The sequence below is a fragment of the Faecalimicrobium dakarense genome (assembly GCF_000499525.1).
GTDB lineage: Bacteria > Bacillota > Clostridia > Peptostreptococcales > Peptostreptococcaceae > Faecalimicrobium > Faecalimicrobium dakarense.
Map to the genome: position 1 here is coordinate 1 of NZ_HG529236.1, position 16309 is coordinate 16309.

Sequence of the window (16309 nt, forward strand, 5' to 3'; positions counted from 1 at the left end):
AGTTTTATTTATTTATAGATATTATAAATTTGAAATACCAGGTATTTTAAGCTTTTATAATATTAGTTAAAAAATTTTAATTTTTTAGATTAAAAACTAAAATAGCGGGTAAAAATGTAGTATAGCTAAGATAATTTATTTAAAATTATATGGCTAAATTTTTTAAATTTAAATCCTAGTAAAATAGTTGGAATTTAATCTTGACAAGAATACTATGGTATAATAAAATTAAATTGTAGATAATTCATACTAAAATAGTATGGATTAGATTGAAAATAAAGGGTGATAAAATATGAAGCTATCAACTAAAGGTAGATATGGACTTAAAGCTATGTTTGAACTTTCACTTAATCAAGATAATGGTCCCGTTCCCTTAAAGTTTATTGCAAAAAAGCAAAAAGTATCGGATCAATACTTAGAACAAATATTTTCTAAGTTAAAAAAATCCGGTTTAGTTAAAAGTGTAAGGGGATCTCAAGGTGGATATTTGTTAGGGAAAGAAGCTAAGGATATTACAGTTGGAGACATATTAACAGTACTTGAAGGACCAATATCTTTATCAGATTGTGTATTAGATGAAGATGTTTGTGAGAACTCAAGTATGTGTGTCACGAAAGTAGTTTGGGAAAAAATGAAAAAGGGTATAGACGAAGTTGTAAACTCAATCACTCTTCAAGATATGATAAATGATTACAACAAAAGTAAACCAGAAAATGATATAACTAATTTAATTATAAAATAGATAGGGAGACGAATAAAAATGGAAAAAAGAAGATTATATATGGATTATTCTGCGACAACTCCTGTAAAAAAAGAAGTGCTAGATGAAATGATGCCATATTTAACAGATTATTTTGGAAACGCGTCTAGTTTTCATACATTCGGAAGAGAAGCAAAAAATGCTTTAGATAAAGCTAGAGGACAAGTGGCGAACTTAATAAATGCAAAGCCAAATGAAATATATTTCACAGCAGGTGGAACAGAAAGTGATAACTGGGCAATAGAAGGTGTAGCATATGCTAACAAGGCTAAAGGAAATCATATAATAACATCAAAAATAGAACACCATGCTGTACTTCATACATGTGAATACTTAGAAAAATATCATGGATTTGAAGTAACTTACTTAGATGTTGACTCTGAAGGTAAAGTAGACCTTAAGCAATTAGAAGAGTCAATAAAAGATACTACAATATTAATAACTATAATGTTTGCAAACAATGAAATAGGAACTATACAACCAATAAAAGAAATTGGCGAAATAGCTAAAGCTCATAAAGTATTATTCCATACTGATGCAGTTCAAGCAGCAGGAAATATTAATATAGATGTTAAGGAATTAAACATAGACTTAATGAGTATGTCTTCACACAAAATATATGGACCAAAGGGTATAGGAGCTTTATACATTAAAGCAGGAACTAAGCTTCATACATTTGTTCATGGTGGAGCACAAGAAAGAAGAAGAAGAGCAGGAACTGAAAATATACCATCAATAGTTGGGTATGGAAAAGCTTGCGAAATAGCTAAAGCAAATATGGATAACCATATAGCTTCTTTAACAAAATTAAGAGGTAAATTAATAGATGGAATATTAAAAAATATACCATATACAACAGTAAATGGTAGCTTAGAAAATAGATTACCTGGAAATGTAAACTTTGGATTTGAGTTTATAGAAGGCGAAGGAATACTTTTAATGTTAGACATGTTAGGTATAGCTGCATCAAGTGGATCAGCTTGTACTTCAGGATCATTAGATCCATCACATGTACTAATGGCTATAGGTCTACCTCATGAAAGAGCTCATGGGTCACTTAGACTTACAGTAGGAGATTTTACAACAGAAGACGATATAGATTATATAATAGAAAATTTACCGCCAGTGATAGAGAGATTAAGAAGTATGTCACCTCTTTATGACCAAATAAAAAATAAAAACAAATAATAAAAATACTGTAAATTAATAAGTATATAGGAGGATAAAAATATGAACCCATATAGTGATAAAGTTATGGATCATTTCATGAGCCCAAGAAATGTTGGGGAAATAGAAAATGCAAGTGGAATAGGTGAAGTTGGAAATGCTAAATGTGGAGATATAATGAGAATATATCTTGATATAGAAGATGAAATAATAAAAGACGTTAAGTTTAAAACTTTCGGATGTGGATCAGCAATAGCTAGTTCATCAATGGCTACAGAAATGGTAAAAGGAAAAACTATACATGAAGCATTAGATGTAACTAATAAAGCTGTTGCAGAAGCGTTAGATGGATTACCACCAGTAAAAATGCACTGTTCAGTTTTAGCAGAACAAGCTATAAAAGCTGCATTAATAGATTATGCTAAAAAGCACAATATACACATACCAGAATTAGATGGTGTCGTAATAGATGATGATCATGATCATCACCACGATATAGAGGAAGAAGAATAAATCCTAAATAAATAATTTAGATTACAATATCCCTTTTAGGTAAAAATACTTAAAAGGGATATTACTATTTATATAAATTTTGAAACGTTTCTCTAATACATTAATTAAGTAGAAAATATAGGTTTTAGGCATATATTAGTAGCCTATTTCAAGATGATTGGTGATATTAAATTTTATACTTTAAAAAAAATAGACAAAATATATATAATATAAAGAATGAGGTGATTTTATGAGCAAAAGAGTAATGATAGGAATGAGCGGAGGAGTAGATAGTTCAGTAGCAGCATATCTACTAAAAAAACAAGGCTATGATGTCATAGGGGTTACTATGAAACTATGGCAAGATGATGAAGACGATGATACTATAGAAAATGAAGGTGGATGCTGTTCATTAGCGGCAGTTGAAGATGCAAGAAAAGTTGCTGAAAAAATAGGTATACCTTTTTATGTATTAAACTTTAGTGATGTATTTAAACAAAAGGTAATAGAGCCTTTTATAGATGAATATTTAAATGGAAGAACGCCAAATCCATGTATAGCATGTAATAAGCATATAAAATTTGATGATTTCTTCAAAAAAGCTCGTCAAATAGGATGTGACTATGTAGCTACTGGTCACTATGCTAAGATAGAGAAAGATGAAGAAACTGGAAGATACTTACTTAAGAAATCTGTTACGGATAAAAAAGACCAAACTTATGCACTTTATAATTTAACTCAAGAACAATTAGAACATACTTTATTACCAATAGGAGAATTTGAAAAAGATAAAGTTAGAGAAATTGCAAAAGAAATGGGAATGGAAGTTCATAATAAACCAGATAGTCAAGAAATATGTTTCGTAAAAGATAATGATTATGCTAGATATGTAAAAAAACATTCTAAAAAAAGAATTGAAGACGGATATTTTGTAGATACTAATGGTAATGTTTTAGGAAAACATAATGGTATAGTAAATTACACTATAGGTCAAAGAAAAGGCCTAGGAATAGCATTTGGTAAGCCTATGTTTGTAGTTGATATAAATGCTAAGAAAAATACTGTTATACTTGGAGATAATGATGATATATTCTCTAAAGAACTTATAGCTAAAGATGTCAACTTTATACCATTTGATAAGATAGATGAACCTATAAGAGTACAAGCTAAAATTAGATACTCAGCAAAGCCAGCAGATGCTACAGTTTATGCTCTTAGAAATGGAAAAATAAAAATAGCATTTGATGAGCCTCAAAGGGCAATAACAAAAGGACAATCTGTTGTAATGTATGATGGAGATACTGTTATTGGTGGAGGAGTAATCGACTAATAGTATTAAAATAGTATTGCTAAATTTGAAAAAATTTAGTAATATAAAATAGATAATTTAAGAAGAAAAAAGCAGTGATAAGAATTAGTAAATTATTTGATGTCTCACAGAGAGAGGGAAGACGGTGCAAGCCCTTAGAATAAAATAATTGAAGCAGTCTTTGAGTTACAATCTTGAAATTTTAGTAGAGATTGTCGGTAGTTCCGTTATAACTAAGGTTTTCCAAAGATGTCACAATTTTGTGATAATTAGGGTGGTACCGCGAATATAATCCTCGCCCCTATAAGTTTATTTATAGGCGCGAGGTTTTTTATATCTAAGGAAATTATGTGTAATTTCCAACTGCTAGGCTTGAAATGTTTTGCCAACACGTTAATCAAGGGAGTGTATCGGCTAAATGATTAAAGCAAAATTTAATTATAAGCGAATTTTTAATACATAGGAGGATGTTAATATGCAACAAATGGGATTAAATGAAATAAGAAGCAAATTCTTAAAATTCTTCGAATCTAAAGATCACTACGTAAAAGAAAGTGCTTCTTTAGTACCACATAATGATAAAAGTTTATTACTTATAAACTCAGGTATGGCGCCGCTTAAAAACTACTTTGCAGGTGTTGAAGTACCACCAAGTAGTAGAATGACTACTTGCCAAAAATGTATAAGAACTGGTGATATAGAAAATGTAGGAAAGACTGCAAGACATGGTACTTTCTTTGAAATGTTAGGTAACTTCTCATTTGGAGATTACTTTAAGAGAGAATCTATAAAGTGGGGATGGGAGTTCGTTACAGAACACTTAAATATGCCTGAAGATAAGATATGGGTTACAGTGTACGAAGAAGATGATGATTCATATGACTTATGGGCAAAAGAGATGGGATTCCCTGAAGAAAGATTAGTTAGACTTGGAAAAGATGATAACTTCTGGGAAATAGGTATAGGACCTTGTGGACCATGTTCAGAGATACATTATGATAGAGGACCAGAATATGGATGTGACAATCCGGACTGTAAGCCAGGATGTGATTGTGACAGATACTTAGAATTCTGGAACCATGTATTTACTCAATTTGATAGAGATGAAAATGGTAACTACGGACAATTAGAACATAAAAACATAGATACAGGTATGGGTCTTGAGAGAATGGCTTGTATAATGCAAGATGTTGATAATATATTTGAAGTAGATACAATAAGACAAATAATAAGTGCTATAGAAAAAGCTGCTAATGTAGAATACGGAAAAGATTCTAAAAGAGATGTTTCTGTAAGAATAATAACCGACCATATAAGAGCTGTAAGTTTCTTAGTAGCAGATGGTGTACTTCCATCAAATGAAGGTAGAGGATACGTACTAAGAAGATTATTAAGACGTGCTGCTCGTCATGGAAAGTTACTTGGAATAAAAGAGAACTTCTTATTCAAATTAGTTGATGAAGTTATAAAAGTAAGTGGAGAAGCTTACCCAGAACTAGTTGAAAAAGAAAGCTACATCAAAAAGGTTATAAGAATAGAAGAAGAAAAATTCAATGAAACTATAGATCAAGGTAGTGAGATACTAGCTTCTTATATAGCAGAGTTAAAAGAAAATAAAGAAACTACTTTAAGTGGAGAAAATGCATTTAAATTATATGATACTTATGGATTCCCAATCGATTTAACTAAAGAAATATTAGAAGAAGAAAATCTTTTAATAGATGAAGAAGCTTTCAACGAAGAAATGAATAAGCAAAGAGAAAGAGCTAGAAGTGCTAGAGGAAATATGGATGGAGAAAGTTGGAAAGAAGATCCATTATCTAAATTAGATTCTTCAGTTGCTAGTGAATTTGATGGATATAAAGAGTTAAAAAATAGAGGAACAGTTAAAGCTATAGTTGTAGACAATGAAATAGTGGAAGCAGCAGAAGCTGGCCAAAGTGTAGTTATAGTACTAGATAAAACAACATTCTACCCAGAAGGTGGAGGACAAGCAGGAGACTGTGGAGTTTTAGTAAATGATGACGAAGATATAGTAATAGAAATAACTGATACAAGAAAAGGTGCTAATAACACTATAAAGCACATAGGAACTGTTAAGTCAGGAAAAGTAAACAATGGTGAAGTATTAAAGACAATAGTAAATAAAGAAGTAAGAATGGCATCTGCTAGAAACCATAGTGCTACTCACTTATTACACAAAGTATTAAAAGAAGTATTAGGAGATCATGTTAACCAAGCAGGATCACTTGTTACTCCAGAAAGATTAAGATTTGACGTTACTCATTTTGAAGCTATAACAAAAGATGAATTAAAAGTTATCGAAGAAAAAGTAAATGAAGCTATATTAGAAGCTTTAGATATAAATTGTGAAAATATGACTATAAATGAAGCTAAAGAAAAAGGAGCTACGGCTCTATTTGGCGAAAAGTATGGTAATGATGTAAGAGTTGTTTCAATGGGAGACTTCTCAATCGAACTTTGTGGAGGAACACACTTAACTAATACTTCTCAAGTAGGAATGTTTAAGATATTATCTGAAGGTGGAGTAGCTGCTGGTGTTAGAAGAATAGAAGCTATAACAGGTAAAGCAGTATATGAATACTTAAAAGAAAAAGAAGCATTAATAGCTGAAGTTTCATCAAACTTAAAAACTAAAGAAGATAGTTTAGCTCAAAGAGTAACTAATCTTTTAGAAGAAAATAAAAACTTATCTAAAGAATTACATGATGTAAAAACTAAGATGAGCTTACAGGAAGTAGACTCAGTTCTTGATTCTAAAGTAGATATAAATGGAGTTAATCTAGTAGCTACTAAGTTTGAAGGTATGGATATGAATACACTTAAAGAAGTTGCAGATAATTTAAGAGATAAGTTAGCTTCTGGTGTAGTAGTTCTTGCAAATGTAGCTGATGATAAAGTAAGCTTTGTTGTTACTGCTACAAATGATGTAATAGCTAAAGGAATACATTCAGGTAATATAGTTAGAGAAGTTGCAAAGGTTGCTTCAGGAAAAGGTGGAGGAAGACCTAATATGGCGCAAGCTGGTGCAACTGATGTAGCTAAAGTTGATGAAGCTTTAAAGTATGCAAGTGAGGTTGTTAAAACACAAGTAAAATAATAATTACTTAAGGAGGTTTTTAACATGGAAAAAGATTTAGACTATACTATGAAATTTGAAAGTATGTCAGAAGATAAAATGAACGTTTCACAAGCAATAGATGTTGTATATGAAGCATTAGTTGAGAAAGGATATAACCCTATAAATCAAATTATAGGGTATCTTCTTTCAGGTGACTCAAGTTATGTAACTAGTCATAAAAATGCTAGAAATATAATCAAAAAATTTGAAAGAGATGAGATACTTGAAGAAGTAATCACGTACTATCTTAACAGAAAGTAGGTCAATCTAATGAAGAAAAAGATTGTATCGTTATTAGCATCAATTTTATTAGTGTTAGTTTCTGTTACTCAATATAGCTTTGCCGATGAAAAAGGCAAGGTTATATTTATAGACATGAATAGAACCAACCTTATAAATATGCTTAAGATACCTTCTCTAGAAAATGAACTGTCAACTAGAGGATATATAGGTCTTATGAATATAAGAGGTGACAAAGGAACTGATGATAGAAGATCCTTTGCAAGTATGGGTGCTGGAGGTAGAGCTAACGTATCTACAGAAATGAATATTAATTTTGAAGAAATTAATGAAGATACAAAAGCAACTTTTAAAGCAGCAACTGGAAAATCACCAAAGAAAATAAATGACCTAACTATAAACCAATCAATAAATGAAAATATAGAAAATGGTCAGTATGGATCGGTACTAGGTTCTCTTGGTCAAACATTATCTGATAATAAATTAAAAGTTGCTTTACTTGGTAACTCAGATATTATTGAAAATGGTGAACTAGTAAAAAATAGAAATTTAGGTTTAGTTTGTATGGATCAGTACGGTAGAATAGATGCTGGTAATATAGACAACATAAATACTAAAAATTCAAGTATGCCATTTGGGATACAAACTGATTATGATAAACTGATTAAAGAAACTAAAGAAAACTATAAAAGTAGTGATGCCTTATTTATAGAACTAGGAGACACATATAGGCTAGATTTATATAAAGGTTATTTAAATGACCATACATTTGCGAGCATGAAAAAAAATGTTTATAAAAATATTGATAAATACTTAAAAGAAGTGTTTAATATGGTTGGAGAAAATGATACTGTTTATATAGCTAGTGGATTTCCAAGTGATATAGACTATAAAAATAAAAGAAGACTATCTCCAATAATTAAATTTAAAGGAGATAAAAAAGGTCTAGTATTATCAGCTACAACAAGAAGAGAAGGTATAGTTGCAAATATAGATATAGGAGTAGATATACTAAACGAATTTGGTCTTAAAAATGATGCTATGGTAGGTAGAAGCTATAGTCTTGTAGAAAAAGACGATAATGTAGAATACTTATCAGATGAATTTGAAAAAATAGTTACAATAGCTGATATAAGAGCAAATGTTATAAATGGATTTGTTAGTGTAATATCTATATCATGGGTAGTTGCAATGTGCTTAATATTCATTAGAAATAAAATAACTAACCAAGAAAAAGTATTTTCAGTGCTAAAAGAGTTTATAAAGCTAGGTATAATAATGCCATTATCATTCTTAGTGGCCCCTATACTTAATTTACAAACTCCGGTTACTATAACTTGTGGAATACTTTTAACAACTTTAGCATTTTATATTTTAGGTAGATGGTTATTTAAAGAAGATTTAAAGCAAATGGGATTCTTCGCATTTTTAACAATACTTCTTATAACTGTTGATTCTGTATTTGGAACTTACTTAATGCAAAATAATATAATGAGTTATGATGCAATAATTGGTGCTAGATACTATGGTATAGGAAATGAATATGAAGGTGTTACAATAGCATCGGCAGTATTTGCATTAGCTGTACTTTTAAATTACAAAAAAATTCCTAAGTGGTTGGTAATAGTATTCTCACTTATAATACTTATAACTAGTGCATATCCATCAATGGGAGCTAATGTAGGTGGAGCTATATCGGAATGTGTAGCTTACTTATTATTTATACTATTAATATTTGATGTTAAAATGGACTTCAAAAAGGTTGTATTATTAGGATTAGCAGCAGTTGCAGTTGTTGCAATATTTGCAGCTCTAGACATAGTATCAGGTAGTGAGTCTCATTTAGGATTATTTGTAAAACAAATATTTATGAATGGACCAGAAGCTATAATTCAGACATTTGGTAGAAAGATACAAATGAATATGAAGTTAGCTCAAAGTAGTGTGTGGGTAAATATTTTACTTGCTGGAATAGGTATAATAGGAGTACTTATATTTAGACCATCAAGACATTTTAGAACAATAGCTAAGAAATATCCTATACTATTTAAAGGATTTGTTGCATCTATGGTGGGATGTATTGTTACACTTTTAGTAAATGATTCAGGAATAGTTGCAGCAGCTACAGCATCTATTTATATACTTATACCACTTATAATAATAAGTATAAATATGATGATATTTGATGATAAAAAAGTTAAAACTTTAAAATAAAATTAGCCAGGAAGATTACCTGGCTAATTTTTATTTTACTTAAATAAATATATATATTTTAAGCAATAATAATTATATTAGTAGCTGTACATAATAGTATAATATATGGTATTCTAGGGTTATTAAATTATTATTACACAAAGCACTATAAGGAGAAAATATATGTTAGACGGAAGAATAATGGGTCTTGATGTAGGAGATAAAACTATTGGAGTTGCAGTAAGTGATTTAATGGGATTAACTGCACAAGGCGTTAAAACTGTAAAAAGAGTTGGAAAGAAAAAAGATATAGAAGAGTTAAAAGCAATAATAAAGGAAAGGCAAGTTAATAAAATAGTTTCTGGGCTTCCGAAAAATATGAATGGAACACTTGGACCACAAGGTGAAAAGGTAATAAAGTTTTGTGAATTATTAGAAGAAGAGACTGGAATAAAAATAGAATACTGGGATGAAAGATTATCTACAGTAGCAGCTGAAAGAACGTTAATACAAGGAAATGTAAGAAGAGAAAATAGAAAAAGTGTGATAGATATGGTCGCAGCTGTTATAATTTTACAAGGATATTTAGATAGACAAAGAAATTTCTAAAATACCTATAAAATTATAACTTTATGATATATAATATAAATAACAAATAATGAATCAGAGGTGAATTAAATGCAAGAAAACATAATAAGCTTAGTCGACGAAAATGGAGTTGAAGCTCAATTTGAAATAATATTAACTCTAGAAGCAGAAGGAAAGGAATACGCTATATTAATGCCTGTTGAAGATGAAGAAGCAGAAGAAGCATTAATATTTAGAATAGACCAAGATGAAGAAGGAGAAATATTAGTTCCTTTAGAAGATGATGCAGAATACGAAATAGTTGTAGATGTATACAATACATTAATGGAAGAAGAAGGATTAAACTTCGACGAAGACGAGCAATAATATATAACTTATAACTTGTAGCTTCTTAAAATCAAACTTGATTTTAAGAAGCTTTTTTTATTGTATATAAAATTGATAATAGATAAATGATATGTTTATATAAAAAAGTAATTAATAAATAAGTAATTTAAATATGACTTACAAAAAAATCATAACAAGTAAATATATTGTAATTTATATAATAAGGGTAATTTTTAGATTAAGAGGAGAAAATAAAAATATAAATCTAATCTTAAAAGGCAGTGATAAAATGACAAAATTAAAAAATATATTAATTTTATCTTTAGCATTTATCTTTATGATATGTTCAAACAATGTTTATGCTGAAGACGATTTTAATGAAGTTTCTAATCAAAACAAAGTAGACAATATATTGCTAATAGGTAGAGATAGTCTTAGTAATAAAGGGCCAGCAAGGTCAGATTCAATGGTAGTTTTAACTATTGATAACCTTAATAAGTCTTTAAAGTTAACATCATTAGTAAGAGATACTTTAGTTGATATACCAGGTAAAGGTCGTGAAAAATTAAATCATGCATATGCCTATGGTGGAGAAAAGTTACTAATTCAAACTATTAATGAAAACTTTAATTTAGATATAACTGACTATGCAGTTGTAGATTTTAAATCATTTATTGATGTTGTAGATGTTTTAGGTGGAGTTGAAGTAGATATTAAAGAAAATGAAATTAACCACTTAAATAAATTTATTAAAACATGTTATGGTTTCAATGATTCAAATAAGGGTAATATTAAGTATATAGAAAATAAAGGGATTAATAATTTAAATGGATATCAAGCATTAGCTTATGCTAGAATTAGAAAAATAGACACAATATACAAAAGAGATGAAAGACAAAGAGCGATTTTAACTAGTATAGCTAATAAATTGTCAAATACATCTATAACTAAATACCCTAAAGTAGTTAAAAGTGTATTAAAACATGTAGATGTTAATATAGCTTTAGATAAAATAATGAAACTTGCATTTTCAGCTCATGAACTTGCAAGCTATGATATTAAACAACTAGAGTTTCCACTTGAAGATTATAGAGAAGAAGGACGATTAAATCAAGATGGAATGTATGTGGTTAAATGGAATATAGATAAGAATTTAGAGATTCTGCATAACTTCATTTATGGCAATTAACAAAAATAACGTTTTCTTAAATGTTGACAAAAACTTGATTATCAATTAAAATAATTAATAAAGATTATCAATTGAAAAATAAGGGTGATATTATGATTAATACGATGGATATATTAAAAGAAAAATTAAAAGAAACAGGATTTAAAATTACTCCACAAAGGAGAGCTATAGTAGATATATTACTTAAAAATAATTCAGAACATCTAAGCAGTGAAGAGATATATGATTTAGTAAGAGTAGATTGTCCAGAGATTGGGCTTGCTACCGTTTATAGAACAATGCAACTACTAGATGAAATAGGAGTAATATCAAAACTTAATTTAGATGACGGATGTATAAGATATGAACTTAGCTTAGATAGACAAGATTGTCATAATCATCATCATCTTATTTGTAAAAGTTGTGGAAAGATAATGGAAGCTCAGGAAGATTTATTAGATAATATTGAAAAACAAATACAAGAATTATATAAATTTAAAATATTAGACCATGATGTTAAATTCTATGGATTATGTGATGCATGCAGTAAATAATACTAAAAATTAGCGCCAACGTGGTTGCTAAAAAAATGTAAGTCCCAAGTTGGACTTACATTTTTATTATAGTGAAAATTATCAAACTTACTAATAATAGAACAAACAGCATTTCTAATATGTTATTAAACCCACTTCCAACCCTAAAGAACCCTAAAGAGAATTTTTTATTACTTATTGGATATAAAAGGGGAATTCCTGATTTTGTAAATAAATCGCCTAAAAATAAATGGCTAGCATAACTAATAGTACCAAAAAAGGCCAAATTAGATATATTATATATTAGTTCTATTTGTTTTAATAGAAAATATATTAACACAGTAGCAAATATACTATGAGAAAAACTTCTATGCTTAAGCCACGGGAAAGTTGCTAGCATTAGGCAAAAAATTGAAAAATATATTTTTACATTTATTAAATAAAGACATATAGCTAAAAAAACAAATATTAGAGATAAAAATATTTTTCTAAGTAATGTATGAGTTAACTTAGCTTCTATTATTATAATAGCTATAAATGTTACTACAGAGCTTATATAAAAATTATCGTTTATTTTTAAAGATATAAAGAAGATTGCTATATTTATCAAGTATATTGTTGCTTTTAGTATAAACTTAGATACATTCTTTTTTAAAAAGAAGTCTGAAACAATAGAATTGGATTCATCTAAGTCTGGAAGTATTGAGAAAAAAGCAGACAAGATAAGATTAAAGATAGAAATAGGTATTTTAAAAAAAAGAGAAGCCTGTATAACGCTTAAAACACCTATGGCACAGTGGGTTTTACCTCTCATATGTCCTCCTTTAATTTGGTATATTATAATCAGAGAATATCAGAATAGGATAACTTTGTCAAAATAATACAATAAATGTATTTTAAATATTACTTAAATTATAGCAGGAAATATGGTACAATGATAATAACTGGTAAAGAGTGCGTGATTTGATATTATCTAAATTATAGAACGTGTTGAAATTTAAGAAAAATTGAATAGACAGAAGGAGATGATGCAATTGTTCAAGAAAAATGCCAATAAAATAAAGATAATGGCACTGGGTGGGCTTAACGAAGTCGGAAAGAACATGACTCTTGTTGAGTATAAAGATGAAATAATTGTAATAGATGCTGGGCTTAGTTTCCCAGGAGACGACATGTTGGGGATAGACATAGTCATACCTGATATAACTTATTTAATAAAAAATAAGGATAAAGTAAAGGGTATATTTATTACACATGGGCATGAGGACCACATCGGAGCGCTTCCATATATATTAAGAAAAGTAAATGTACCTATATATGGATCAAAACTTAGTGTAGGGCTTATACAAGTTAAGTTAAAAGAGCATAAAATGAATAATGTTAAGCTAAACGTTGTAACTCCAAAGCAAATGATAAAGCTTAGCAATATGGAAGTAGAGTTTATAAAGAACAATCATAGTATACCAGATGCTTGCTCTATAGCTGTTCATACGGACCAAGGTATAATATATCACACAGGAGACTTTAAAATAGATTATACTCCTATGGATGGAGAAGTTATGGATATACCAAGAATCTGTGAACTTGGTAAAAAAGGAGTACTTTTACTACTAGCAGAAAGTACTAATGCTAAGAGACCAGGATATACTATGTCAGAAAGAATAGTAAGCTCAAGACTAGAAGATTTATTTAGAAAAGCTAGTAATAGCAGAATAATAGTTGCAACATTTGCATCTAACATACACAGGCTACAACAGATAATAAATACAGCGGAAAAGTTTAATAGAAAAGTAGCAGTGTCAGGAAGATCTATGGTAAATGTAGTTAACGTTGCTAGAGAGTTAGAATATATAGATATCCCAGATAATATGTTAATAGACCTAAATGATTTATCTAAATATGAAGATAATGAAATAGTTTTAATAACAACAGGATCTCAAGGAGAGCCAATGTCAGCTCTTGCAAGAATGGCAAGTGCTGAACATAAAAAAGTAGAAATAAAAAATGGAGATTTAATAATAATATCAGCTCATCCAATACCAGGGAATGAGAAACCAATATCAAAAGTAATAGACTTCTTATTTGAAAAAGGAGCAGAAGTAGTTTATGATGAAGCAGACATACATGTTTCAGGGCATGCTTGCCAAGAAGAATTAAAGCTTATTCATAGAATAACTAAGCCTAAATTCTTTATGCCAGTTCATGGTGAATATAGAATGTTAAAGAAACATGCTGAATTAGCAGAAGAATTAGGAATGCCAAGTCAAAATATATTTATAAATAAAACTGGAGAAGTTTTAGAGATAGATAGAAATTCAGCTAAGGTAGTTGGAAATATACCAACAGGAAATGTATTAGTTGATGGATTAGGTGTTGGAGATGTAGGGAATATAGTATTAAGAGATAGAAAACATTTATCAGAAGATGGACTGATGATAGTAGTAGTAACAATATCAAAAGAAGACGGAAAAGTATTAGCAGGACCAGACATTATATCTAGAGGATTTGTATATGTAAGAGAATCAGAAGATTTAATGGATGGAGCAAAAAATGTAATTAAGCAAGTCTTAAAAGACTGTGAAGATAGAAATATAAAAGAGTGGGCTTATTTAAAGAATAATATAAAAGAAAACTTAAAAGAGTACCTATACCAAAAGACAAAGAGAAATCCAATGATACTTCCTATAATAATGGAGGTATAATTATAAGAGATTGAATATAATTTATTATATTCAATCTTTTTTATTGAAGTAATATATAATATCTGGAGGTTTTTATGGGAGTTTATGATACAGCTACAAAGTTAGCTAGTGAAATAAAAAATAGCAAAGAGTACAAAGATTTTAGAAAATCTATGCAAGATGTTAAATCTGATAAAGAATGCGAGCAACTACTAAAGGATTATAGATTAGTTCAAATGCAAATTCAAAGCTATGCCATTAAGAATCAACAAATAGATAAAAAAACTAATACTAAGATAGAAAATACAAAAAAGAAAGTAACAAATAATAAAAAACTGTATAATTACTTAACTAATGAGCAAAAACTAACTCTAATGATGGATAATATAAATAAAATATTAGCTCAGGCAGTGGAAAAAGATTATAGATAGTTAATATTAAAAGATGAAAATTATTATATAAACAAAAGAGAGGTAAGTTACTATGAAAATATTAGTAATGAAAATAGACCTTAGAGCTAGTTGGGTACATTCGCTAAAAGAAAAAAGGATGGTAGTAAAAAGTTTAGTTAAAAAATTGCAAAATAATTTTAATGTATCTGCTTCTGAAATAGAAAATCAAGATTTACATCAAAGAATTACAATAGGAATAGCATCAATCTCTTTAGACTCTAAACAAGGAGATGCTGCTAGAGAGAAAATTTTAAACTTTATAGATGAAAATACAGATGCAGAAATAATAGAAATTGAAGAAGAGATCAGTGACTATTAAATAAAAAAGCTTAGAGAATTCTAAGCTTTTTTGTATACAATCAAATGTATATACATTATCCTAAAAAACAGTTGACTTACATATAAAAACGGTGGTACGTTATAATATAAGTAATAACTTGAAGATTAATAATGTGAAAATAGGGGATGGTATAAGTATGACAAAGCTAATAATAAACGCAGATGATTTTGGGTATACTGAAGGTGTTAACCTAGGAATAATATCAGCATATAAAAATGGAATAGTAAGTTCTACAACTATGATGAGTGCGATGCCAGGATTTGAACAAGGAGTAAAGTTATTAAAAGAGAATCCAGGACTAGGGTGTGGAGTTCATATGACTTTAAGCTGCTATAGACCACTAATTAAAACTCACAAAACAATTGTAGATGAAAATGGATATTTTTATAAAAGGATCACAAATGATACTTTGGAAAACATGGACATGGATGAAATATATGGAGAATTCTGTGCTCAAATAGATAGAGTAATAGAGTCTGGCATAAAAATAACTCATTTAGATAGTCATCATCATGTACATGGACTAGTAAAGTTAAAGCCAGTAATTGAAAAAGTATTAGATAAGTATAAGTTACCAATTAGAGGCGGATTTGAATATGATCTAGATTATGAAAATATAATACCTATTATAGATACTTTTTATGCTGATAATGTAGACTATGATTATTTTGAAAAAAATATGGAAGAGTTAAAAAAATATGAAATAGCAGATATAATGACTCATCCAGCTTTTGTTGATGAATTTTTATTAAATTCAACTTCTTATGCTATACCAAGAACTAAAGAACATAAGATATTAACATCTAAAAATATAAAGAAAATATTAGATGATAACAATATAACTTTAGTTAATTATAGTGATAAAAGTATTTTAGAAAATAAAAATTAAATGTATAGACAATTGAAAATAAATAGTG

Annotated in this window: 16 protein-coding genes and 1 other annotated feature; of the genes, 15 read left to right on the forward strand and 1 reads right to left on the reverse strand. The window is 28.9% G+C overall.

Features of this window, described 5'->3' with window-relative positions; all coding sequences use genetic code 11:
• The first annotated feature begins 292 nt into the window (after nucleotides 1-292).
• From BN899_RS01785 to BN899_RS01835, 11 genes are all read left to right on the forward strand, one after another.
• On the forward strand, nucleotides 293-742 hold the full coding sequence (locus tag BN899_RS01785; protein WP_042272096.1) for an RrF2 family transcriptional regulator: 450 nt from the start codon (nucleotides 293-295) through the stop codon (nucleotides 740-742).
• 18 nt (nucleotides 743-760) lie between these two features.
• On the forward strand, nucleotides 761-1948 hold the full coding sequence (gene nifS, locus BN899_RS01790; RefSeq protein ID WP_042272099.1) for a cysteine desulfurase NifS: 1188 nt from the start codon (nucleotides 761-763) through the stop codon (nucleotides 1946-1948).
• Between the two features lie 42 nt (nucleotides 1949-1990).
• On the forward strand, nucleotides 1991-2440 hold the full coding sequence (gene nifU, locus BN899_RS01795; protein ID WP_042272102.1) for a Fe-S cluster assembly scaffold protein NifU: 450 nt from the start codon (nucleotides 1991-1993) through the stop codon (nucleotides 2438-2440).
• A gap of 229 nt (nucleotides 2441-2669) precedes the next feature.
• Nucleotides 2670-3749 carry a tRNA 2-thiouridine(34) synthase MnmA gene (gene mnmA / locus BN899_RS01800; protein ID WP_042272105.1) on the forward strand — a complete coding sequence of 360 codons (1080 nt, stop codon included), beginning with the start codon at nucleotides 2670-2672 and terminating at the stop codon, nucleotides 3747-3749.
• Nucleotides 3750-3814: 65 nt separating this feature from the next.
• Nucleotides 3815-4034: a binding site (T-box leader), on the forward strand.
• Between the two features lie 169 nt (nucleotides 4035-4203).
• Entirely contained in the window at nucleotides 4204-6849 is a 2646-nt protein-coding gene (alaS, locus tag BN899_RS01805) for an alanine--tRNA ligase (protein WP_042272108.1), read from the forward strand.
• A gap of 24 nt (nucleotides 6850-6873) precedes the next feature.
• The gene (locus BN899_RS01810; RefSeq protein ID WP_042272111.1) at nucleotides 6874-7131 is read left to right on the forward strand and encodes an IreB family regulatory phosphoprotein; all 258 of its coding nucleotides are present in this window, start codon (nucleotides 6874-6876) and stop codon (nucleotides 7129-7131) included.
• 9 nt (nucleotides 7132-7140) lie between these two features.
• On the forward strand, nucleotides 7141-9324 hold the full coding sequence (locus tag BN899_RS01815; protein ID WP_042272115.1) for a hypothetical protein: 2184 nt from the start codon (nucleotides 7141-7143) through the stop codon (nucleotides 9322-9324).
• Nucleotides 9325-9486: 162 nt separating this feature from the next.
• Complete coding sequence (gene ruvX / locus BN899_RS01820) at nucleotides 9487-9912, forward strand: Holliday junction resolvase RuvX (RefSeq protein WP_042272118.1); 426 nt, start codon at nucleotides 9487-9489, stop codon at nucleotides 9910-9912.
• 69 nt (nucleotides 9913-9981) lie between these two features.
• A complete protein-coding gene (locus tag BN899_RS01825) occupies nucleotides 9982-10257 on the forward strand; it encodes a DUF1292 domain-containing protein (RefSeq protein ID WP_042272120.1) in 276 nt (91 codons plus the stop codon).
• Between the two features lie 250 nt (nucleotides 10258-10507).
• Nucleotides 10508-11407 (forward strand): LCP family protein, encoded by a 900-nt coding sequence (locus BN899_RS01830; protein WP_042272251.1) that lies wholly within the window; start codon nucleotides 10508-10510, stop codon nucleotides 11405-11407.
• Between the two features lie 92 nt (nucleotides 11408-11499).
• Nucleotides 11500-11940 (forward strand): Fur family transcriptional regulator, encoded by a 441-nt coding sequence (locus BN899_RS01835; protein WP_042272123.1) that lies wholly within the window; start codon nucleotides 11500-11502, stop codon nucleotides 11938-11940.
• A gap of 55 nt (nucleotides 11941-11995) precedes the next feature.
• On the opposite strand, the gene BN899_RS01840 is transcribed toward BN899_RS01835, so the two are convergent.
• Complete coding sequence (locus tag BN899_RS01840; RefSeq protein WP_042272125.1) at nucleotides 11996-12733, reverse strand: metal-dependent hydrolase; 738 nt, start codon at nucleotides 12731-12733, stop codon at nucleotides 11996-11998.
• A gap of 214 nt (nucleotides 12734-12947) precedes the next feature.
• Between BN899_RS01840 and BN899_RS01845 the strand changes: the two genes are divergently transcribed.
• From BN899_RS01845 to chbG, 4 genes are all read left to right on the forward strand, one after another.
• Nucleotides 12948-14621 (forward strand): ribonuclease J, encoded by a 1674-nt coding sequence (locus tag BN899_RS01845; protein WP_147568471.1) that lies wholly within the window; start codon nucleotides 12948-12950, stop codon nucleotides 14619-14621.
• A 74-nt stretch (nucleotides 14622-14695) separates the two neighbouring features.
• Nucleotides 14696-15031: a YlbF family regulator gene (locus tag BN899_RS01850; protein ID WP_042272129.1), complete on the forward strand. Its 336-nt coding sequence runs from the start codon at nucleotides 14696-14698 to the stop codon at nucleotides 15029-15031.
• Nucleotides 15032-15083: 52 nt separating this feature from the next.
• Nucleotides 15084-15371, forward strand: coding sequence for a DUF503 domain-containing protein (locus BN899_RS01855; RefSeq protein ID WP_042272131.1), 288 nt, complete (start codon nucleotides 15084-15086; stop codon nucleotides 15369-15371).
• A gap of 157 nt (nucleotides 15372-15528) precedes the next feature.
• Nucleotides 15529-16281: a chitin disaccharide deacetylase gene (gene chbG / locus BN899_RS01860; RefSeq protein WP_042272134.1), complete on the forward strand. Its 753-nt coding sequence runs from the start codon at nucleotides 15529-15531 to the stop codon at nucleotides 16279-16281.
• Nucleotides 16282-16309: the final 28 nt, after the last annotated feature.

Excerpts from the sequence above, each read along its gene's own strand:
- BN899_RS01785 (WP_042272096.1), top strand. The coding sequence starts at position 293 with ATGAAGCTATCAACTAAAGGTAGATATGGACTTAAAGCTATGTTTGAA.
- nifS (WP_042272099.1), top strand. The coding sequence starts at position 761 with ATGGAAAAAAGAAGATTATATATGGATTATTCTGCGACAACTCCTGTA.
- nifU (WP_042272102.1), top strand. The coding sequence starts at position 1,991 with ATGAACCCATATAGTGATAAAGTTATGGATCATTTCATGAGCCCAAGA.
- mnmA (WP_042272105.1), top strand. The coding sequence starts at position 2,670 with ATGAGCAAAAGAGTAATGATAGGAATGAGCGGAGGAGTAGATAGTTCA.
- alaS (WP_042272108.1), top strand. The coding sequence starts at position 4,204 with ATGCAACAAATGGGATTAAATGAAATAAGAAGCAAATTCTTAAAATTC.
- BN899_RS01810 (WP_042272111.1), top strand. The coding sequence starts at position 6,874 with ATGGAAAAAGATTTAGACTATACTATGAAATTTGAAAGTATGTCAGAA.
- BN899_RS01815 (WP_042272115.1), top strand. The coding sequence starts at position 7,141 with ATGAAGAAAAAGATTGTATCGTTATTAGCATCAATTTTATTAGTGTTA.
- ruvX (WP_042272118.1), top strand. The coding sequence starts at position 9,487 with ATGTTAGACGGAAGAATAATGGGTCTTGATGTAGGAGATAAAACTATT.
- BN899_RS01825 (WP_042272120.1), top strand. The coding sequence starts at position 9,982 with ATGCAAGAAAACATAATAAGCTTAGTCGACGAAAATGGAGTTGAAGCT.
- BN899_RS01830 (WP_042272251.1), top strand. The coding sequence starts at position 10,508 with ATGACAAAATTAAAAAATATATTAATTTTATCTTTAGCATTTATCTTT.
- BN899_RS01835 (WP_042272123.1), top strand. The coding sequence starts at position 11,500 with ATGATTAATACGATGGATATATTAAAAGAAAAATTAAAAGAAACAGGA.
- BN899_RS01840 (WP_042272125.1), bottom strand. The coding sequence starts at position 12,733 with ATGAGAGGTAAAACCCACTGTGCCATAGGTGTTTTAAGCGTTATACAG.
- BN899_RS01845 (WP_147568471.1), top strand. The coding sequence starts at position 12,948 with ATGCAATTGTTCAAGAAAAATGCCAATAAAATAAAGATAATGGCACTG.
- BN899_RS01850 (WP_042272129.1), top strand. The coding sequence starts at position 14,696 with ATGGGAGTTTATGATACAGCTACAAAGTTAGCTAGTGAAATAAAAAAT.
- BN899_RS01855 (WP_042272131.1), top strand. The coding sequence starts at position 15,084 with ATGAAAATATTAGTAATGAAAATAGACCTTAGAGCTAGTTGGGTACAT.
- chbG (WP_042272134.1), top strand. The coding sequence starts at position 15,529 with ATGACAAAGCTAATAATAAACGCAGATGATTTTGGGTATACTGAAGGT.